Below are 21,204 nucleotides of genomic sequence, written 5' to 3'. Positions count from 1 at the left end.
TGTTTTCAGTAAACCTTGGTCTTTTCCGGGATTGGATTCTTACTGGTTTTTCAGTAAAGCCTTAACGGATCTTCAAGGTCACTATTGAAAAGATCACACATAATATGGTCACGATCCAGAATCTTGTTACGATCTTACTTTCATGGTAGCCCAGCTTCTGGTAGTGGTGGTGAAGCGGACTCATCAGGAATATCCTCCTTCCCTCACCATACTTCTTCTTCGTGTATTTGAAGTAGGAAACCTGGATCATTACGCTCAGGTTCTCTACCAGGAATACACCACAGAAAATGGGTATCAACAATTCCTTCCTCACAATGATGGCCAGGGCAGCGATGATACCACCAAGGGTCAGGCTTCCGGTATCCCCCATGAACACCTGGGCAGGATAGGCATTATACCACAGGAATCCCACACAGGCACCTATCATTGCACCAATGAATACCGACAATTCACCAAGGTTGGGGATATACATGATATTCAGGTAATCGGCCAGCAAGAGGTTGCCGCTGGCATAGGCAAACACACCCAGACAAACCCCGATGATCGCACTCACCCCTGTTGCCAATCCATCCAACCCATCGGTGATATTGGCGCCGTTAGACACTGCGGTCACAATGAAGATCACAATAAGGATATACAGCACAGATGTGAACCCCCGCAGTGCCTCCGGCAATAACTTGGAATAATTGAATTCATGCGACTTTACAAAAGGAATGGTGGTCACCGGCTCATTCGCTTCAACGAAATAGCGCGTCTTCTCCTGGAACTTCAACTCCTTCACGGCTGCTTTCGCAGAAGGAGTACCTTCGTATTCCCGCCATGCCTTGGTATTATCATTGAACAATAGTGTAATGCCAATAACCAGCCCCAGACCAACCTGGCCTAATACCTTGAACCAACCGGCCAGGCCATCCTTATCTCCTTTCTTATAAGCTACACCCTGCTGCTGCGCCAACTTCTTAGCCCTCAGTTTGAGGTAATCATCGATGAAACCGATCATTCCCAGCCAGATGGTACTGAAGATCATCAGGCGTACATAAGCTTTATTGAGATCAGCCAAGAGTAGTGTAGGCACCAGGATCGCCAGTATGATGATGATCCCACCCATGGTTGGCGTTCCCTTCTTTTGCTGCTCCCCTGCCAAGCCGAGGTCCCGAACAGATTCCCCTACCTGCTTCTTCAGGAGGATACTGATCATCTTCTTGCCGAAAACTGTCGTAATGATGAGTGACAAAATCACGGCCAGTAACACCCGGGAAGTGATGAACTGAAACAGCGCACTTCCCGGGAATTTAACTCCCATTTCTTTCAACCAGTCAATTAAGTGGTACAGCATGATGGTTTGTTTGTTACCGGCTTGCTACATAGTGTCCAGCTATGCAGCGTTGATTGTAACCGTCCAATTATCGTTGTCAATCCAATGATGCAACTATTGCAACTTGGTTATTCAATTCCTTTTTTAATCCTTCTCACTCACTTATCCAGGTCCGCTATCACTTTTTCAACCTCTTCCTTATCATCGAAGTGGTGTTTCACTCCTTTTATTTCCTGGTATTTTTCGTGGCCCTTGCCGGCAATCAGGATGATATCTTCCGGGCCGGCAAGGCTGAATGCCGTTTTTATGGCCTCCCGCCTGTCCGCTATGGAGAGGTATTTCCTCTTTGCGGCGGTATTCAACCCCGCTTCCATATCCTTAAGGATCTCCTGGGGATCCTCACTGCGGGGGTTATCCGAAGTGAAGATGGCCTTATCACTGAAATCACAGGCGGCCTGAGCCATTACCGGTCGTTTTGTCTTATCCCGATCCCCGCCACAACCCACTACTGTAAAGATCTTTTCATGCCCCTTCCGCAACTGCTGGATCGTCTTCAACACATTCACCAGTGCATCCGGCGTATGGGCATAGTCTACGATCCCGATTATCCTTTCCTTGGGTGATACCACATATTCAAACCTTCCTTCCGCACCACTCAGCACACTCAGGCAACGCAACACTTCATGCTTGTCCTCGCCCAGGCAAATAGCCGCTCCATATACTGCCAGCAGGTTATAGGCATTAAACTCACCGATCAACCTGAAATGCACTTCCTGGTCGTTGATGGTCATTACCAGACCCGTCAAACCGTTCTCCAGTATCTTTCCCTTGAAATCTGCCAGCGAACGAAGACTGTAGAAATATTTTACAGCATTCGTATTCTGCAGCATTACCTGCCCCCTTTTATCGTCCAGGTTGCTGATCGCAAAAGCCTGGCCACCCAGACCATCAAAGAAGGATTTCTTTACCCTGATGTACTCATCGAATGTCTTGTGGTAATCCAGGTGATCGTGGGTGATGTTCGTAAACAACCCACCCCTGAATTGCAAGCCTGCGATCCTATGCTGGTGAACAGCATGGGAGCTCACTTCCATGAAAGCATACTTACAACCGGCGTTCACCATCTGGTGCAACAAGGCATTCAGGCTAATGGCATCCGGTGTGGTATGCGTAGCAGGCAATGCATTCCCGGCAATAACATTCTGCACCGTACTCAGCAAACCGCAATCGTATCCCAGTGATGTAAAGAGCTTATATAACAAGGTGGCTACCGTAGTCTTTCCATTCGTCCCGGTTACACCCACCAGTTTTATTTTTTCAGATGGCCTGTCGTAAAAATTATGTGCCATTATGCCAGCAGCCTCTGCACTATCCTCCACCTGCACATAGGTTACACCTTCGCTAAGGGAATCGGGCAACTGCTCACAAACGACCGCTCCCGCTCCCTGGTCAATTGCTTTTCCTATGAATTGGTGACCATCTGCCTGCACCCCTTTGATGGCAATAAAACAATCTGCTTTCCCCACCTTCCTCGAATCGATCTGCAACCCAGCGACATCCAATCGGAGGTCACCGTTGATCGACCTGATCCTCACTCCGTATAATATTTCCTGAAGGCTGGCCATTAGTTCAATTCAATCGTTACTGTATTACCTTTTGTGATCAGCGCACCGGGTTCAACCGACTGTTCAACCACCTTTCCCTTGCCTTTGGCCACTACTTTCAGGTTGAGGCTTTCCAGCAAATACAAGGCATCCTTTAACCCCATCCCTTTCACACTCGGCATATGCTGCTTTACTACCATTCGCTTCTGAAGAACAGGTTTATAGTCCTGGCCCGCATATACACTCGTCCATTCCATTTCACGGGCAGAATCCACAAAGGGCACTTTCAGCTTCTCCAACACCCTTCTCACTTCATGGCTTTCACCGGCGTAGTAAAAGGCAGAACTGTCTTTTCCCGGCAAAACTGCTGTTGACACCGGCACCTGGCTTCCATGTAAAGCAAAGAGCTTATCGGCTATTTCCCTGAAAACAGGACCGGCAACTGCACCGCCATAATATTTTACTGCATGTGGCTTATTCTTGATCACCACTATTATGCTGTACTTCGGGTTTTCCGCCGGAAAATACCCGGCAAAAGAGGACTGGTAAATGTGATCCGCATAACCCCTATTGCCATTCGCCACCAGCGCTGTCCCCGTCTTACCTGCTATCTTATAGTAAGGCGTCTGCAGGCTCTTGGCTGTTCCATTTGTCACCACACCTTCCAGGCAGGTCTTCAACTGTCTCAGGGTAGCCTCACTACAGATCTTTTCTTCAAGCACTACAGGATCATTCTTCTTTACCACCAGGCCATTCTCCCTTACTTCTTCCACCAGGTAGGGCTTCATCATCCGTCCGTTGTTGGCCACTGCATTGTACACCATCAAGGTCTGCAAAGGGCTCACCAATACTTCATAACCAAAGGACATCCAGGGAAGAGAGGTAGCACTCCAGGTCTTGGACTTTGGTGTCTTGATCACCGGCCTTGTCTCCCCCACCAGGTCGATCCCGGAGAACTCATGCAGGTGTAGTTTCCGCAAGTGTTCTATGTACTGCATTGGGTTCCTGGAGTAATAATTCATGGCCAGTTTCGCCATTCCCACATTACTACTCAACTCGAAAGCCTGTTGTACTGTCACATCTGTCCTGTTGTGACGCTCACTGTCAAAGACCGTCCGGCCATTCACTTTCCACACCCCATTCTCCAAGTTCACATGGTTGCCGATATGTACTTTCTGGTCTTCCAAAACAGCCAGCATCGTAGCCAGCTTGAAGGTCGAACCAGGTTCTGATGCCCTGATGGCGTAGTTCAGGTCCTCCCAATATTCCCCTTCCCCACGTTTCCCAAGATTGGCGATAGCCCTGATCTTTCCTGTAGCGGTTTCCATCACCAGGCAGGTTCCATGCTCCGCTTCATTTTCGATCATCATCTTCAACAAAGCATTCTCGGCAATGTCCTGGATATTCACATCCAGCGTGGTCACGAGGTCATTCCCATTCTCCGGCTCCACTTCGTAACCTTCAACCGGAACTGCAACCCCACCAGCGATAAAGCGTACCAGCTTCTTTCCCGACTCACCTTTTAACAGGCTATCATAAGTACGCTCCAGGCCAACGTTCTGTGCATTCTCCCGCGCAAGGCCGATGGTCCTGTTAGCCAGTAAGCCAAATGGATTCAGTCGCTTGCTTTTCACTTCGGCGATAAAACCACTTTTATTACGGCCCTGGCGAACCAATGGCAATTCACGCAATTGCTTGTACTGGTTGAAGTCAATGTTCTTCTTCAACTGGAAATAGCGATCCTTCTTCCTGAAGCCATACTGCAGCTGCTTTTTGTATTCAGCAGCAGTCTGGTCGCGAAAAATGGCTGCCAATCCAATACTCAGGGAGTCGATATTATCCCTGAAACGCTTTCCATTTTTCTCCCTCAATCCTTCCGCCCCAAAATCTATATAGATATTGAAGAAAGGAATGGAAGTACTCAGCATGCTACCATCCGCACTATAGATGGTTCCCCTCTCTGCTTCCAGGTTGATGATCCTGGTATGCATGCTGTCGCTTTTGCTTCGCCAATAGTTTCCTTCAACGTTCTGTATGTAAAGAGCTCTTCCTAAAACCAACATGGAAAGGATGACAATGCCAATAAAACTCAGGTACACCCTCCACAGTATGTCTCTTTTTACTTCCAAGTGATGGCAAGGTTATGGTTCTGAAAATTACTTTCTGTGCTTACTAATTCGTTTCAACTCAATTGGCCAGGCTATCCTTCAACACAACCGGTGGCGCAACCAGTTCTTTTAATCCCAGCGGCTCTACAGCCTTTGCCAATTCACTCTGCTTACTCCTGAACATCAATTCACTTTTCAGGGTCTTGTACTCAAATTGCATCTCCTTCAGTTCCCTGTTCGTTCGGTTGATATCCTTGATGATCTTGTCAGAATAATGCCCGTTGTATATATAGATAACAGCCAGCACACTCAGGAAAAGGAAGAATGGAATATTCTTCACTATCCACTGATAATTGATCCTGAATCGCTTTTCCTTCTTTACTGCTGCCTGTTCCATACCAGTTAAAAGTGGTTAATCAATAGGACATTACATTTAACAAGTATTCTTTACAAAAACCGTCATCAGAGGTCGGATACTTTAATTTGAACCATTTCGCTACCAATCTCGGTCTCACACCTACTACTTCGTTTCTATCTTTTCGGCCACCCTCAGTTTGGCACTGCGTGACCTCGGATTCATTTTCATTTCCTTTTCCGTGGGCAACACTGGTTTCTTGCCCACCACTTTCAATTCCAGTTTCACCTCCTTATTCTCAAAAGGATTCTGGTCTTCCACTTCTTCAAACACCCCCTTCTTAAAATAATTCTTAACGATCCTGTCTTCCAGCGAATGGAAGGTGATGATGGCCGCCCTTCCACCGGGATGTAATACTGCGGGCAATTGCTGCAGCATTTCCTTCAGGGCACCCAATTCATCATTTACTTCAATGCGAAGGGCCTGGAATACCTGGGCAAAATATTTGTTAGGATTGCCTTTGACCACAGGCTGCACTACCGCCTTGAACTGGCTGATGGTTTGCATCGGCATCTTACCCCGGGCGGCTACTATTGTCCTCGCCAGGGTCCTGGCATTGGTCACTTCCCCATACTGTTCGAACAGTTTATGCAATTGCTGTTCAGCATAGGATGCCAGGATCTCTTTTGCGGTCAGCTCTGATCGCTGGTCCATCCTCATGTCCAGGTCGGCATCAAAGCGGATTGAAAAGCCACGCTCTGCCTCATCAAACTGGTGGCTGCTAACACCCAGGTCAGCCAGCACCCCATCAACCCCATTGATCTTGTGTAACCGCAAGAAACGCTGGAGATACCTGAAATTCTGGGGAACAAACAATACGCGGTCGTCAGCCGGGAGGTTCTGCTTTGCATCAGCATCCTGGTCAAAAGCAACCAGACGTCCTTCCGGGCCTAACTTTTCCAGGATCGCCCTTGAATGCCCGCCACCGCCAAAGGTGCAATCAACATATACACCATCAGGGCGGATCGCCAATGCATCAATGCATTCCTGTAATAAAACCGGTATATGGTAGGCGGATGCCGACAGATCGGCTGGTTCCGTACCCGCGACCTGTATGTTCTTCTTTTTTACCATGCCACTATTGTCCGGGTTCATTGGCTTTAGCCATCACCTGTTGCGCCAGGTTGCTAAATGCCTCGGGTGAGAAAGAGTCAAAGAACTGTTTGTACTTACCAGCATCCCAAATTTCAATTTTGTTTACCGCCGACACCAGTACGATGTCTTTCTCCAGCCCCGCATGCTCCTTCAGGTTCGGCGGCAGCAGCAAGCGTCCTGCTGAATCCGGTTCCACCTCCGTTGCCCCATTCAGGAAATACCTTCTGAATTCCCTTACTTTGGGGTCAAAATCGTTCAGCTTGCTGATCTCCTTATATATCGGTTCCCAACTTTGCATGGGATACAGTGTCAGGCACTTCTCAAACCCCCGGTTGATGACGAAGCGTACCTCACCTTCCGGCATCTGCTTTTTCAGCCCTGCCGGTAAGAGGAAGCGCCCTTTGGCGTCCAGTGTTGCTTCGTATTCCCCGAGAAAACCTATCATTCACATCGTTATGTAAGAAGATTGACATTTATTACCACAAAATAACACTTTTTCCCACTTTCGGGACAAATTTTGGAAGCTTTATTTTTTCCACATGGGAGAAATACGCTCAAAGCTGCCGTAGTTCTACGTTTCAGCCTGTTTTCAGGGGCGTTTTCAACGCCTGTTTGTGGGAAACCTGTGGATAAGCGTGAATTGCTGTGGAAAAGCCAAAATTGGGTAAAGTCGGGAGCACTAAGAATGGAGAAAAAGCCTACCTGCCAGCAGGAAATTCAGGTATCATAGTTTTGCCTTGTCGTAATGGAAGGAAAGAACGCTAACCCCCTTCCTGGTTATGCTCATCAGGCTTACCAAGAGAGTGTCAGGTTGTAATGATTGCCCCAAACAAATAATGAAGTGTAGGAAAGTGGTAAAAAAACGCCCGGTGGATTTCATAACCCGAAATCCATGACCAACTGGACTATTGCTGCCACCTGGCCAACTTCCTATCCAATACCAGTGCCCCTTCTGAAATGGCCTGGGCACGAATAATACCCACACCGGAGGCATACCAAACATCCAGCTGGCCCAGCTCCAGGTCCGGACTGCCGGTAAGGGAAAAAACGATATTAGACCGGACACGTAAAACATTAGTGAAATTGGTTTCTAAAACCTGGTAGGAAGGCAACCTTTCCAGCATGGTTGACTTTGCATCAATGGAAAGATTGATGAGGAATATACTGGCTTTATAAAGATTATCCGTCCACTGCGCACCCGCTCCAGCACTGCTTTTGAGGATATTGATCAACAATGGGCCAGGCTGGGGAAGTGTACCCGGAGGCAGGCCGCCACCGCCTAATAATCCAAACAGGGAATCAAGGTTGAGGCCCAACTGGTCTGCTCGTCCATAGACCTGGTAATCGCCTCCACCACACTGGAAGAATATGCCCTCCCCAAAGAAGCCAATGGTGCTCATTTTATAAAACTTCCTGCCATTGATCGAGCTATCCCCTTCTATGGTGATCAGGTTGTAATTGCTATCCACCCCATTTGCCGTAGAATCAACATATACATAATAAGAGCTATCGCAGGCCGGAAGGAACTCACAACCTGTACAAAGCCTGCCATTACTACCACCATCCGGATCAGAAATTTCCTTCTGGCAACCTGCCAGGGAAAGGCCCGCCAGCATTACAACCAATACGAATATTTGCCAACGCAGTTTCATAAATTATCCTCCCCTTTATTCCTGTTTTTGCACCAATTTGCAGCCCAATGGCAACATCAAATATACACCCGAGATCGCTGAAGATCGAAGATTTCATTTATGACCTCCCGGAGCAGCGCATTGCTGCATATCCACTGGAGCAAAGGGATGCATCGAAACTGCTGGTTTACAGGGAAGGGGAAATTGTTGAGGACAAATACCTGAACCTGGCCGACCATATTGAGCCGGGACATTTACTGGTCTTCAATAATACCAAGGTGGTGGAAGCCCGGCTTTTCTTTTCCAAGCCATCGGGTGGAAAGATTGAAGTGTTCTGCCTGGAACCCCATGAGCGTTACCAGGATATCACCTCTGCCATGCTCCAGACAGGGGGCGTATTATGGAAATGCCTGGTTGGTGGCGCCAGTAAATGGAAACAGGACATGGTGCTGACCAGGGAAACTACCGTTAACGGGCAACCGCTTATCCTGAATGCCGCCATGCAGGAAAGGCGGTCCGACACTTTTGTACTGGAGCTTTCGTGGGCACCGGCCCATTATTCCTTTGCAGAGGTGCTGCACCATTTTGGCGTGATCCCTATTCCTCCTTATTTAAAGCGTGACACTGAATCGAGTGACCAGGAAAGGTACCAGACCATTTATGCCAAATGGGAAGGATCCGTTGCGGCACCGACAGCCGGATTACATTTTACGCCGGCCGTTTTCGATAAACTGGCAGCCCGCCAAATTGAACATTGCTTCGTGACCCTTCATGTAGGGGCGGGAACTTTCAAGCCGGTAAAATCTGAAACCATGGAAGGCCATGAAATGCATGCGGAATTCATGGATGTCAGCAAGACTACTATTGAACAACTCATCCAATATGCCGGTAAAGTCATAGCAATTGGCACAACATCCCTGCGTACCCTTGAAAGTTTATATTGGATGGGCATCAAAGCAGGATTAAACCCGGATGCCAGTATAGATGAATTGGAGATCGGGCAATGGGATGTTTATGATCACCTGTCAGATCACGCTACTTCCATTCAGATTGCCCTTTCACAACTATTGCGTTGGATGGAAAAAAATAAAACAGACCGCATTATCGCCAAAACCCAGATCATGATCGCCCCTGGTTATGAGTTGCGCATGATCGAAGCCCTGGTAACCAATTTCCACCAGCCGCAATCCACACTCCTGCTCCTTGTCTCGGCTGCCATCGGCGATGACTGGAGACAGGTATACAATTACGCCCTGGAACACGACTTCAGGTTCCTTAGCTATGGGGATGGCAGTTTGTTATGGAAGAGAAGCGTGAACCGGTGAGCCGTCATTTAGAATGACGCACACTGCCTTAGCTTTTGGGTTACCGCTGGCTTCTTTTAGTCGACAAGTATGTTCCATTCCGGGTGCCGCTTCAGGTAGGCTACTACCAAAGGGCATAAAGGAATGAGTCGATAGTGGTTGGCTTCCAGGTACTGCAGCGTCTTTTCGATAACAGCAGTGGCAGCGCCACGTCCTTCAAGGCCGGGAGTCACTTCTGTATGTATAAGGTATACCTTCTCGTCCTTCTGCTTGAATTCAATGAAGGCCAGTTCATTGCCTACCTTCATTTCAAACCTTTCCCCTTTGTCGTTGCGCTCAAATGGCAGTTCGATAAATTCTTCTTTCATATGGAAGTTTTAATAGTCAAGGGTCCCGAAAAGACCATTTTTTGCATCAGCGATCGCCTGGTCAACTTCTTCAACTGTATTCATCACAAAATTATCCTTTGCGGCTACCGGCTCATTGATAGGCTCTCCCGACAAGAACAATAATTGGGAGGGTTCTTCTGCACTGATAATGATCTCGTCATTCCCTTTTTCGAATACCACCAGGTGATGCGCCTCAACAGGCTCCATATTCACCACCAGCTTTCCCCTGATTACATATAGCAGTGTCCAATAACCGGGCTTCGCTTCCATTTGCACCCTGCTCCTTTCTTCCATTTCACCAATTACTGAAATGATCGGGGTAAAGGTATCAATGGGCCCTATGGCACCATCAAACGCTCCACTGGCCAGCCTGAAATTCACCCCTTCCTGCTGCAGCACTTGCGGCATCTGGTGGCGATAAGCAGTCTGGTAACTGGGTTCGTCCCATTTCCTTGCCGCCGGCACATTGATCCATAACTGCACAAACTCCTGCACACCTCCTTCGTTTAATATCCGTTGAGAAGGCCCTTCACTATGTAACAACCCTTTCCCTGCAAACATCCATTGAACATCCCCTGCCTGCAAGTTACCTTCATGACCTGCATTGTCCTTATGGTAGCCTTCGCCCTGCAACATAAATGTAACCGGGGCAAAGCCCCTGTGGGGATGAGGATGGATCCTTTGACGGGATCCCGGCCGGATGAGCTCAGGCAATTTGTGGTGCAGCAGGATAAACGGGCTGGCAAACCTGAAATCCTTGTGCGGCAGAGGCTGCAGCACTGTCTCTTCCCTGGTAATGGCTTTCTCCCTGCCCAGCAGGATATGCTCAATGGCTTTTCGCATTTTATAACATTGACTGATTACCTATAGTATTAATCCAATACACCGAACTTGCCGGATTGGAATTCCTCAATTGCCTCGTAGATCTCTTCCTGGGTATTCATCACAAAAGGACCATAACTGGCTATCGGCTCATTGATTGGTTCCCCACTTAAAACAAGCACTACACTGTTCTCCTGGCTGCTGATTGAAATGGCTTCTCCTTCATTGCCAAAAAGCACAAAGCTATGCTTGGGGGCAGCTGTACCATTTACTTCTACATCCCCATTTACCACCAGCAAGGCGGTATTATGACTGGCAGGCACAGTGAAGTCAAGTTTTCCACCAGCATTCAGGCGAATATCAAAAAGATTCACAGGGGAATAGGTTGCTGCTGGTCCCTTCACACCATTCAACTCACCTGCAATTATATTGACCACACCGCCATCCCCGGCAATATTGTACTTGCCCATTTGATCAGCGGTAATGCCCTGGTAATGCGGCTCCACCAGTTTGTATTGTTTTGGCAGGTTAACCCAAAGCTGCACCATTTCAAAAGGTCCACCCTTCTTTGAAAACTCCTCTTCATGGTATTCCTTATGCAGGATGCCTGCACCGGCTGTCATCCATTGAACATCCCCGGGATAGATAACACCGCTATTGCCTGCGCTGTCATGGTGTGCTACACAACCTTTATAGGCAATGGTAACTGTTTCAAAACCCTTATGGGGATGAACATCCACTCCCCTTGGATGGGGTGAGGGTCCAAAATCAAACTCCGCCCCAAAATCCAGCATCAGGAAAGGACTGATCCTGCGCTGGCTGATCCCGCCACCGGGAATGAAATTAAAAACACGGAACCCATCCCCTACCATACCTGGTCTTGCAGGCTTCGGGAAAATTCTTTCTATCGCTTTATTCATGATCTGTTTTTTTAAAAATTATCACCGACTATCGACTTATTGCTGAATTGATCATTCTATCCTGATCGGCAATGCCGCTCCTTTCAAGGCATCATCAACGAACCTGTAGGCATAATGTAGCTTCCTGTTCTTTTCTTCCATTACATCACTGATCGTTGATAACAGAGATGCATACCCGATACCAGCCATTGGCAAAACAGGAACCTCTTCCGTATGAAAGGCAATGATCTTCTTTAACCCTAGGGCCTCTGCCTGCATTTCAGCTTCTATTACCACAACGGAAGGGGAATAGGTATAGAAATATTCAATGGCCTCTTCCGCTGACCGGGCTATCACAAATTCCCATTTTGTACCATCAGGCCTTTCCGCGGCAGGGAATCCTTGCCAAGGCCCTGTCCGATCAACCACCAGCACGGTTATTTTGTTCATATCAACTCCTTCTTTATGGATACAAAACTACATTGGCAGGTTGCCATGGTCCAATAACCCAGGTTAACTTCCTGACTTAACCTGGATTAATTTTCTCAACTTTTCCGGGCGGATTGGTGTAGCATCTTGGAAAGGAACTCAGGGGTCACCCCAATATAAGAGGCAACATACTTCTGGGGAAGTAGTTGGATAAGGGTTGGATAGGTAGAACAGAAATTAGCATACCGATCCTTAGCCGGCAGGCTCAGGTTATCGATCAGGCGGTGCTGGAAGGTTATGAGGGCATTTTCCGCAAGCACCCTGAAGAAATGCTCCAGCTTTGGGATAGCGAGATATAGTTGGTCAAGATCGGCTTTGCTGATCATTAATATTTCACTGTCTTCAATAGCATCAATATAAAGTGTCGCTGGCTCCTGCCTTTTAAAGCTCTTCATATCGCTGATCCACCAGCCGGGAGGCGCAAACTGAAGGATATGTTCAAAGCCATTCTTGTCCACTGAATAACTGCGCAGGCATCCCTGCGTTACAAAGATCGCATGGTTAAGGACCTCACCTTCCTGCAGGATAAAATGCTTCTTCCTCAATTTCCTGGCGCGGAATGACTTCCCTAAAGCAAGCACATCTGTTTCCGACAGGCTAATATGGTTTTGGATGCTTTGTAAAAGAAGTTCAGCTGACATGTAGCGGGAATAATGAGGATTGAATACGATCAGGACTCGAATGGAAGTTCAATTGTAAAAGCCGTTCCCTTACCCAATGCACTTTCCACCTTTATCTTACCGTTATGGGCTTCCACGATCGTTTTCACATAGCTAAGTCCCAGGCCGAAACCTTTTACGTTGTGGAGGTTCCCGGTATGGACGCGATAGAATTTCTCAAAGATCCGCTTCACACTTTCCTTGCTCATACCGATACCGTTATCCTCAATCCTAATCTGCACCCCCTTTGCAGTGCTGGTAGTAGATATTTTCAAGACCAGGTTGTCACGGGAATACTTAACCGCATTATCCACCAGGTTATTGATAAGGTTGGTAAAATGCACTTCATCGGCATGGATTAGGTCCTTTTTGGCATTTAGGTCAACAATGGCATGACCATTCTTGTGTTGCAACTGGAGGTCAAAATTCTCTAAAACCTGCTCAATCACTTCATGCACATGAACAGGCTTCTTATTCAGGCTGATCTCCTGCCTGTCCATTAAGGCGGCCTGCAGGATGGTCTCCACCTGTTTATTCATCCTCCTGTTCTCTTCCTTGATGATACCGGTGAAATACTGCATTTTATCCTTGTCCTGCGAAACCTTTTCCGTTCTCAACGCATCAACTGCAAGGGATATGGTAGCCAATGGCGTCTTGAACTCATGGGTCATGTTGTTGATGAAATCATTCTTGATCTCACTGAGCTTCTTCTGGCGCAACAAAGCACTAACCGTTACATAGAATGCCGCCAGCAAGATCAGCGTGAACAATATGGCACCCCCGATCATCCATCTCAGCTGCCGCAGTACGATATGCTTAACATTTGGCACGATCACCATCATGACCTCTTCCGGTACAAGGCCTTCGAGGTTGGAGCCACCGGGCACCTGCAAGGGATAGATGAATTGGCGGTTCCTGAGTGTATCGTCGATCACCTTATCGAAACCTTTTGACCTTAATTCATCATATGTTAAAAAGCCGGCGTCGGAAGTGATCACAAATTCGAATCGGGTATCTTTGAGGCCATTGGCATCGAAGTTCTTTCTCAGTTTTTCCTCTACTTCAAATGTGGTGAACTTCTCTGAAATAGTGGAAGGCTTCATTAACTCCATCATCAACTGGTCCGATGGCCAGGTAATATTAGGTCTCAGCCTTTTGTTCTTCAGCGAGGGAAGCGTACCCTTCTGTGCCATCAACTCCTGGCCGGTCTGGTCCATTGCCTTGATCACCCTTTCAGCGAGGTGGTCTTCTTTAATTACCAACATGGATCGCAGCCAGGACACCTGGATAACAATGATACCCACAAGGGAAAGGGAAACCAGTATGATGATCAGGGGAAAGATCCGCTTCATGTACACAAAAATAAGTTTGGGACAGGGTTAATCTCCTTTTAGCCTTACCGGCTGCGCGGAATTAACAGAGTTTTGGACAGGTGCACCGCTCCAAAAACCTTGTTCATCAACCCTTATCTAAACGAAAAACAAATATTGGAATTTTTAACAATAATTGTTAAATTAACTTTATGAGTACCATAACCCCAGCAGCAGGTACAGTGTTGATCGCTGACCCCTTCCTGAAAGACCCCAATTTCATGCGAACGGTCGTGTTCCTGTGTGAACACCAGGACGAGGGCAGTTTTGGATTTGTACTCAACCGAAAATACGACTACACCCTTGACCAGTTGATGGCCAGCGCAGAGGGCATGCCCATTCCGGTTTATTATGGCGGTCCGGTACAGATGGATACCATCCATTTCCTTCACCAATACCCCGAATTGATACCCGGTGGCTTTGAAGTGACCGATGGTATTTTTTGGGGTGGGGAATTTGAAAAGGCTATTGACTTGCTCAAACAGGGTAAGATCGAAGCCAACAAGATCCGGTTCTTCATTGGCTATTCCGGTTGGGGGGAAGGCCAGTTAAAAACAGAATTGCAGGAAAAATCATGGATCACCAGCAAGGGTAGCAGGAAACTCATTTTCCACAAGAACCTGCAGGAAATCTGGAAAGATGCGCTGCGCGACCTGGGTGGCGAATATGAACAACTGGTCAATTACCCCATCGATCCTCAACTCAATTAAAAAAGACTTTTACCATGGTGAAAAACCTTTTTGCGATTGCCTTATTCGCAGGCCTGGGTTATGGTGCAATTGCACAAACAAAACCAACCTCAAATACAACAAAGTCCGGCTCAACCAAAACTCCTGCGACGGGCACCAATAAGTATAACGATAATGTGGACGACAGGATGAAAGGTCCCAATGGCGAAAAAATATATATCGGGCCCAACGGCGGCAGGTACTATTTGAAGAATGGCAAGAAAGTTTATGTGGAATATAAAGGCAATAAAAAGAAGTCCTGAACCTTCAGCATCCTGATTAAAAATGCCTGCAACAAACTGAATTGCTGCAGGCATTTATTTTCCAATCAAGGGAAGGCTTACCATTCATCCCCACATGTCCCTCTCGCTACTATTCCCGTTCCCTGATTGCTTATACAAGATTAAACCAAATGTAAACAGTGGTCAAGCGTTGAATCACCCATTCTCAGGAGGGTGAAAAAACGGTGAGGATCCAGACAGGGAAACTAATCCAACTGCAGGGTCTTGTCACGCGGATACTTAACCGAAAACTTAATGGTATATTTTTGTTCCTGCCTTTGGGCCAGGTTAATATTCCAGGTCACTACCCTTGTTTCCTCATCCAGCTTTCCACCTTTGTATTCTGTATCATCCACCTCGATGTCCTTGCTGGTGGCAATAGGCAATTGATCCTGCAATACAAGGCTAATGGGCACCGGTTTATTATTCCTCACCAACAGTTCATATGCCCGAGTATCCTTCTTGTTGCTGCCGATCATTTTCTTCTCCCTGTATTCATTGATCAGCTTGCGTTTCACGATCACCCCATCATCCTTACCTAGTGAGAGTTTAAGGGTATCCCCCTGTGAAGCCGGGTCCAGGTAGGACTTTCCAAGAAAACTTCCTTCGTAAATAAGGCCTGCCTCTCCTGCCAGGAGGTCAAACTCCTGCCAGTTCACCACTTTGGCAGTAAGATAGGCCGCCTCATCCAGTTTAGGTGCCGCATAGTATTCATATTGCGCTGCCATGGTTACCCGCTTCACTTCAATGATATTCACTTTCCCATCTGCTTCAATAGTGTAGGGCTGCGAGATATCAAACCTGGTGGTTGTAGGCTGGTAAACCGTTGTTACAGTAACCGGCTTCGATTTCATTGTTGTAGTGGATACATTCCTTTGGGGTTCATCACTGGCAACACTTCCAGCCGCATAGCCCATTACTACCACTTCCTGAAGTGCTGAAGAAGACAAATCAAGAGGGACGGTCAGGAATCCTTTCACTGCAGTGATCGACCGGCTTTCATAACCCAACGAGCTGACAACGAGCTCAGTTCCCGGCACTACATTGGACAACCTGAATATCCCATCCGCATCAGATACAACTCCTGACGAAGACCCTTTTATAATTACAGAAGCATTAGCGATAGGGGCTCCCTTATCATCCACTACCCTCCCCATCAATGCGGCATTACCTCCAAAAGCAGGCATGGGCGAATACCTGACGGAAGGGTCAATAAACCTCAGGTACCATGGTTCGATGGAAGGTTTCTCATTATTGGTGTTCGGGTTACCGGAGGACAAGGCCACTTTTACCTCCTTCCATTTCTCTCCTGAAGACTGGTACACATTGGCATTGAACTGCAATTCAAGGGGCGATCCGATATCCTTAACCCTGACCGTGTATGTAGGATACCAGCCTGCCTTCTTTACCACGTAACTGGCAGTCAATTTGGTCTGCACCGGTCGGGCAGCCTCCGTAAGGGCATAGACCTCATTGATCGCTTCATTTTTCCGCTGGTTAAGCTCTTGCAATTGAAGAACGATCTTATCTTTCTCCTTTGCCAGGTCCTTAACCATTTTCTGGATCTCCAATTGTTTCGCCAGCACTTCTTCCAGCCTGGTCCGCTGGAAGTCCAGGGAAGCCTTTAACTCTGCCGGTTTGAGCACCACACTGGTGCCCGCAATAGCCTGGTTCTTGACCAGCATATTCTCTTCCTGCTTGTATATTTCCAGCATCTTGTTCTGGCGGTCGATCTGTTCCTGTATGCCGTCCCGCTTGACCTCTAATTGCTTCACCTCTTCCCTCAGGGTCTTCTCATCCAGGAAGTTCTTCCGCATACCAACCGCAAGAATGGTAAGGTCGCCTTCCATTTCAACCTGTATGCTTTGCTGCTCAATATCGGAGGATATACCATCCAGGATGATCTCAGACCTACCCGCAGGCACCGTTACTGAACCTGACCTGAATACCTGTGCCCCGCTCAAGTAGACTGTAACCGATTGGACCTGGGTTTCGGCATTTACCTTTTTGTTCTGGGCAACAACAGGAAGTGCATAGCCAAGCACCACGAGGATAAGGTGGAAAGCAATTCGTTTGTCCATAGCTGTTTATTTTAAGACTGACATATAGACAAGATAGCTGCTCAAATTTTAAGATGCAAACAGCAAGGACCATGATTTTCCAGAACGGACAGGCAAAAAAAATCCCGTTGCCAATGCAACGGGATAATGACTTTTTCCGGATGGTTGGACCCTGTCGGGTATGAATTCTCTTCTTACTAGTTCTTTCCGGTACCGGATCAATAGGATTAACGGGAAGAATCAGCGGGAACCGCTCCTTCAACCAACACGGTCACTTTATTATTGAACACCTCTACAAAGCCTCCCTGGATAGAGTAGCTGGCAGATTCGGACTGGCTTTTATCCTTCAACACCTTCAGCTTACCGGCTTTCAGTGCGCTCACCATTGGAGCGTGCTTCTCCAGCACTTCGAACAGGCCATCCACGCCCGGCAATTGTACACCGTACACTTCGCCGCTATAGAGTTTGCGTTCAGGAGTTAATATCTCTAGATTCATGGAATGCTTTTGAAGTATTAAGACCGGGGTTTCTTATCAAGGTTTCAGTCAGATCCACCTTTATTAAAAAACCCCGGGTAAAAATTATCCTTGTGCCTGGGCCAACAGCTTCTTACCCTTTTCGATAGCATCTTCGATGGTACCTACCAGGTTGAATGCAGCTTCAGGATACTCATCCACTTCACCATCCATAATCATGTTGAATCCGCGGATAGTGTCTTCGATGCTTACGAATACACCCTTCAGACCGGTGAACTGCTCAGCTACGTGGAAAGGCTGGCTGAGGAAACGCTGCACTTTACGGGCACGCTGTACGGTCATCTTATCTTCATCGCTCAATTCATCCATACCAAGGATCGCAATGATATCCTGCAGTTCCTTATAACGCTGGAGGATCAGCTTTACGCGGTTAGCGGTATTGTAGTGGGCATCACCAACGATCAATGGGGTAAGGATACGGCTGGTAGAATCCAGCGGGTCAACCGCAGGATAGATACCAAGGTCAGCGATCTTACGGCTCAATACGGTAGTGGCATCGAGGTGGGCGAAGGTAGTAGCCGGAGCGGGGTCGGTCAAGTCATCCGCAGGTACGTAAACCGCCTGTACGGAAGTAATTGAACCATTCTTGGTTGAAGTAATACGCTCCTGCATCAGGCCCATTTCAGAGGCCAGGGTTGGCTGGTAACCTACCGCAGAAGGCATACGACCCAACAGGGCAGACACCTCAGAACCGGCCTGGGTGAAACGGAAGATATTATCTACGAAGAACAGGATGTCCTTTCCTTTACCGGTACCATCTCCATCACGGAAGTATTCAGCGATGGTCAGACCACTCAGGGCAACACGTGCACGGGCTCCGGGGGGTTCGTTCATCTGGCCGAACACGAAGGTAGCCTTGGATTCCTTCAGCTCTTCAAGGTTCACTTTCTCCAGGTCCCATCCGCCTTCTTCCATGCTGTGCTTGAAACCTTCACCGTATTTCATAATTCCTGCTTCGATCATTTCGCGCATCAGGTCATTACCTTCACGGGTACGCTCACCTACCCCAGCGAATACGGACAGACCACCGTAACCCTTAGCGATATTGTTGATCAGTTCCTGGATCAATACGGTTTTACCTACACCCGCACCACCGAACAGACCGATCTTACCGCCTTTTGCGTAAGGTTCGATAAGGTCAATTACCTTGATACCAGTGTACAGTACCTCGGTAGCAGTACTCAGGTTCTCGAATGCCGGCGGCTTGGCGTGAATGGCACGGCCATTGGTCTTCGAAACTGCAGGCAATCCATCAATGGGGTCACCGGTTACATTGAACAGACGGCCATTGATACCATCACCGATAGGCATGGTAATGGGCCTGCCGGTGTCAACAACTTCCATTCCACGTACCAGGCCTTCTGTACCGTCCATGGCAATACAACGAACACTGTCTTCACCGAGGTGTTGCTGTACTTCCAGCACCAGGGATTCGCCATTTTCGCGCTTTACTTCAAGGGCACTCAGAATTTCGGGCAGTTTGCCATCGAACTGTACGTCCAGTACGGCACCGATGATTTGTTTGATCTTTCCTTTAGTTGACATATATGAAGACCTTTTAAGGTGAGGTTTTCGAAATTTGCCGCAAAGGTAAGGGTTGCCTGCCAAAATTCAAGAAAAGACAATGGAATTTGGGAATAATCGGGATGTCGCGCCTTCCCACCGGCGGCAAAAGGGTATTATCCAGCCACAAGCCTGCCCAACTTGCCCAATCCAGTATATTTTTCTTTAATTTGATCCCATGCGCAAGACCTTTTTCTTCCTCCTGGCCGTCCTTTTTTTTGGACTCGGCCTATCCTGCGGCAACAGCCAGCCTGGCGAAGCCCCCAAAACTATATCCAGGGATACCAGCATCCTTCCCGGCAACTCCTATTCTGAGCTATTTTTCGATAGCCTGGACCTTGAACGATTCCTGGAAACCAGGAAACTCCCGGACACCGCCCGATCACTGATGCGGAACTTCTACAACCAGCGGAACTTCCAATATGCATGGTTCGACTCTTCAGGGCTGGCCGAACAGGCTGGCGCCTTTTGGAATTTGCAGGAAAACTATATTGCCTACTCCGGCGACAGCAGCATTTATAATCCATTCCTGCAGGGCTGGGCAGATTCTGCCCTTGCATATGGTAAAAACGCCATACCCTCGAGCATCAGGCCGGAGGTAGAGTGGCAGCTTACCCTCCAGTTCTTCCGCTATGCCGCCAAGGCCTATATGGGCGACCGCCACCTCAACGAGAGGGACCTCCAATGGTTTATTCCCCGTAAAAAAGCCGATATCCTGTCTTTGCTCGATACCCTGATCAAGGAAAAAGGAAAGTCCATCAGTTCCTATGAGCCTGTCAACCGGCAATACCAACTACTTAGGGAAGAATTGAAGAAATACCACACCATCCAGGCAGAAGGTGGCTGGCAACCCCTTGTTCCCAAAAAGAAGAAATACCAGCTGGGCGACAGCCTTCCCGAGATCAGCCAGATCAAACACCGGCTTTACCTGACCGGCGATTTCAATTCTCCCGACACCTCCGATCTTTTCACACCCGAACTGGAAGCCGCGGTAAAAGGATTCCAGCGCCGCTATGGCATGAAGGAAGACGGGGCAATTGGTGGCGGCACCCTGCGGGAAATGAACCAGCCCATCGAAAACCGCATCAAGCAGATCCTGGTGAATATGGAGCGGATCAGGTGGGTACCGGAAGAACCCAAGGGAGATTATGTACTGGTGAATATCCCGGAGTTCAAGGCCCATATTTACGAACAGGGCAAACTCGTCTTCGACATGAATGTGGTAGTGGGAACAACCCAAAACAATACAGTGATTTTCACCGGCAAGCTTAAGCACGTGGTATTTAGCCCATACTGGAACGTCCCCCCCGGCATCCTGAAGAATGAAGTCCTGCCGGGCATCAAACGCAACCCCAATTACCTGGCCAGACACAATATGAAATGGAACGGAGGCCAGGTTAGGCAAAAACCCGGACCCAGCAACTCCCTTGGCCTGGTGAAGTTCCTGTTCCCCAATAGTTATAATATTTACCTGCACGACACCCCTTCAAAAAGCCTTTTCAAGCAGGAGAAAAGAGCCTTCAGCCATGGCTGCATCCGGGTTTCTGAACCCAAGAAATTTGCCCAGTGGATACTCAGGGATGAAGCCAGCTGGACGGACGATGCCATCAATGCAGCCATGAATGCCGGCAAGGAAAAATATGTCACAGTCAAAAAAGACATCAATGTTTTCATCGGCTATTTCACTGCATGGGTAGACCGCGATGGCAAGCTCAATTTCAGGGATGATATTTACGGCCATGATAAAAGAATGGCGGATAAGATGTTTGGAAAGTGAGAAGAGGAGGTTGTGGAGATGAGAAGATGAGAATATGTGGAGATGTGAATGTGTGGACATGTGAACATGTGGTCCTTACGCCAACCAGAGGAGAGAAATATAATCCTTTCATCAGTGAAACTTTTGGACAACAGATTACTTCCCATTGTCCCCATTGTG

General features: G+C 47.9%; 20 protein-coding genes. 4 read left to right on the top strand and 16 right to left on the bottom strand.

Annotation, left to right across the window (positions count from 1 at the left end):
• Positions 1–61: 61 nt before the first annotated feature.
• From mraY to KJS94_RS17910, 7 genes are all read right to left on the bottom strand, one after another.
• On the bottom strand, positions 62–1,336 hold the full coding sequence (gene mraY / locus KJS94_RS17940; protein ID WP_214446667.1) for a phospho-N-acetylmuramoyl-pentapeptide-transferase: 1,275 nt from the start codon (positions 1,334–1,336) through the stop codon (positions 62–64).
• Between the two features lie 137 nt (positions 1,337–1,473).
• Positions 1,474–2,940 (bottom strand): UDP-N-acetylmuramoyl-L-alanyl-D-glutamate--2,6-diaminopimelate ligase, encoded by a 1,467-nt coding sequence (locus tag KJS94_RS17935; RefSeq protein ID WP_214446666.1) that lies wholly within the window; start codon positions 2,938–2,940, stop codon positions 1,474–1,476.
• Positions 2,940–4,910, bottom strand: a complete 1,971-nt coding sequence (locus KJS94_RS17930) for a PASTA domain-containing penicillin-binding protein (RefSeq protein ID WP_239804225.1) — start codon at positions 4,908–4,910, stop codon at positions 2,940–2,942. Before KJS94_RS17930 ends, KJS94_RS17935 begins: the two co-directional genes overlap by 1 nt.
• A 196-nt stretch (positions 4,911–5,106) precedes the next feature.
• Complete coding sequence (locus KJS94_RS17925; protein WP_214446664.1) at positions 5,107–5,424, bottom strand: FtsL-like putative cell division protein; 318 nt, start codon at positions 5,422–5,424, stop codon at positions 5,107–5,109.
• A gap of 123 nt (positions 5,425–5,547) precedes the next feature.
• The gene (gene rsmH / locus KJS94_RS17920) at positions 5,548–6,537 is read right to left on the bottom strand and encodes a 16S rRNA (cytosine(1402)-N(4))-methyltransferase RsmH (RefSeq protein WP_239804224.1); all 990 of its coding nucleotides are present in this window, start codon (positions 6,535–6,537) and stop codon (positions 5,548–5,550) included.
• Entirely contained in the window at positions 6,521–6,982 is a 462-nt protein-coding gene (gene mraZ, locus KJS94_RS17915; RefSeq protein ID WP_214446663.1) for a division/cell wall cluster transcriptional repressor MraZ, read from the bottom strand. The genes rsmH and mraZ overlap by 17 nt, the downstream gene beginning before the upstream one ends.
• A gap of 460 nt (positions 6,983–7,442) precedes the next feature.
• On the bottom strand, positions 7,443–8,189 hold the full coding sequence (locus KJS94_RS17910) for a hypothetical protein (RefSeq protein WP_214446662.1): 747 nt from the start codon (positions 8,187–8,189) through the stop codon (positions 7,443–7,445).
• A gap of 47 nt (positions 8,190–8,236) precedes the next feature.
• Between KJS94_RS17910 and KJS94_RS17905 the strand changes: the two genes are divergently transcribed.
• Positions 8,237–9,493, top strand: coding sequence for an S-adenosylmethionine:tRNA ribosyltransferase-isomerase (locus KJS94_RS17905; protein ID WP_239804223.1), 1,257 nt, complete (start codon positions 8,237–8,239; stop codon positions 9,491–9,493).
• Positions 9,494–9,549: 56 nt separating this feature from the next.
• On the opposite strand, the gene KJS94_RS17900 is transcribed toward KJS94_RS17905, so the two are convergent.
• From KJS94_RS17900 to KJS94_RS17875, 6 genes are all read right to left on the bottom strand, one after another.
• On the bottom strand, positions 9,550–9,840 hold the full coding sequence (locus tag KJS94_RS17900; RefSeq protein WP_214446661.1) for a GNAT family N-acetyltransferase: 291 nt from the start codon (positions 9,838–9,840) through the stop codon (positions 9,550–9,552).
• Between the two features lie 9 nt (positions 9,841–9,849).
• Positions 9,850–10,704: a pirin family protein gene (locus KJS94_RS17895; RefSeq protein WP_214446660.1), complete on the bottom strand. Its 855-nt coding sequence runs from the start codon at positions 10,702–10,704 to the stop codon at positions 9,850–9,852.
• Positions 10,705–10,733: 29 nt separating this feature from the next.
• Positions 10,734–11,603 (bottom strand): pirin family protein, encoded by an 870-nt coding sequence (locus KJS94_RS17890; RefSeq protein ID WP_214446659.1) that lies wholly within the window; start codon positions 11,601–11,603, stop codon positions 10,734–10,736.
• Between the two features lie 51 nt (positions 11,604–11,654).
• Positions 11,655–12,032: a hypothetical protein gene (locus KJS94_RS17885; protein ID WP_214446658.1), complete on the bottom strand. Its 378-nt coding sequence runs from the start codon at positions 12,030–12,032 to the stop codon at positions 11,655–11,657.
• A gap of 95 nt (positions 12,033–12,127) precedes the next feature.
• Positions 12,128–12,712: a Crp/Fnr family transcriptional regulator gene (locus KJS94_RS17880; protein ID WP_214446657.1), complete on the bottom strand. Its 585-nt coding sequence runs from the start codon at positions 12,710–12,712 to the stop codon at positions 12,128–12,130.
• Positions 12,713–12,741: 29 nt separating this feature from the next.
• Complete coding sequence (locus KJS94_RS17875) at positions 12,742–14,082, bottom strand: sensor histidine kinase (protein WP_214446656.1); 1,341 nt, start codon at positions 14,080–14,082, stop codon at positions 12,742–12,744.
• A gap of 170 nt (positions 14,083–14,252) precedes the next feature.
• Here KJS94_RS17875 and KJS94_RS17870 point away from each other — a divergent pair, with 170 nt between their 5' ends.
• A complete protein-coding gene (locus KJS94_RS17870) occupies positions 14,253–14,810 on the top strand; it encodes a YqgE/AlgH family protein (protein WP_214446655.1) in 558 nt (185 codons plus the stop codon).
• Between the two features lie 14 nt (positions 14,811–14,824).
• Positions 14,825–15,091 carry a hypothetical protein gene (locus KJS94_RS17865; protein ID WP_214446654.1) on the top strand — a complete coding sequence of 89 codons (267 nt, stop codon included), beginning with the start codon at positions 14,825–14,827 and terminating at the stop codon, positions 15,089–15,091.
• A 224-nt stretch (positions 15,092–15,315) separates the two neighbouring features.
• Here KJS94_RS17865 and KJS94_RS17860 read toward each other — a convergent pair whose 3' ends face one another.
• The 3 genes from KJS94_RS17860 to atpD all read right to left on the bottom strand — a co-directional run bounded on the left by KJS94_RS17860 (position 15,316) and on the right by atpD (position 19,250).
• Positions 15,316–17,190 (bottom strand): mucoidy inhibitor MuiA family protein, encoded by a 1,875-nt coding sequence (locus tag KJS94_RS17860; protein ID WP_214446653.1) that lies wholly within the window; start codon positions 17,188–17,190, stop codon positions 15,316–15,318.
• Positions 17,191–17,396: 206 nt separating this feature from the next.
• Positions 17,397–17,666, bottom strand: coding sequence for an ATP synthase F1 subunit epsilon (gene atpC, locus KJS94_RS17855; RefSeq protein ID WP_214446652.1), 270 nt, complete (start codon positions 17,664–17,666; stop codon positions 17,397–17,399).
• 84 nt (positions 17,667–17,750) lie between these two features.
• Positions 17,751–19,250, bottom strand: a complete 1,500-nt coding sequence (atpD, locus tag KJS94_RS17850) for a F0F1 ATP synthase subunit beta (protein WP_214446651.1) — start codon at positions 19,248–19,250, stop codon at positions 17,751–17,753.
• A gap of 196 nt (positions 19,251–19,446) precedes the next feature.
• On the opposite strand from atpD, the gene KJS94_RS17845 reads away from it, so the two are divergent.
• Positions 19,447–21,045, top strand: coding sequence for a L,D-transpeptidase family protein (locus KJS94_RS17845; RefSeq protein WP_214446650.1), 1,599 nt, complete (start codon positions 19,447–19,449; stop codon positions 21,043–21,045).
• The last annotated feature ends 159 nt before the right edge of the window (positions 21,046–21,204 follow it).

The organism is Flavihumibacter rivuli (assembly GCF_018595685.2).
GTDB lineage: Bacteria > Bacteroidota > Bacteroidia > Chitinophagales > Chitinophagaceae > Flavihumibacter > Flavihumibacter rivuli.
This window is presented reverse-complemented; position numbering and strand designations above follow the sequence as displayed.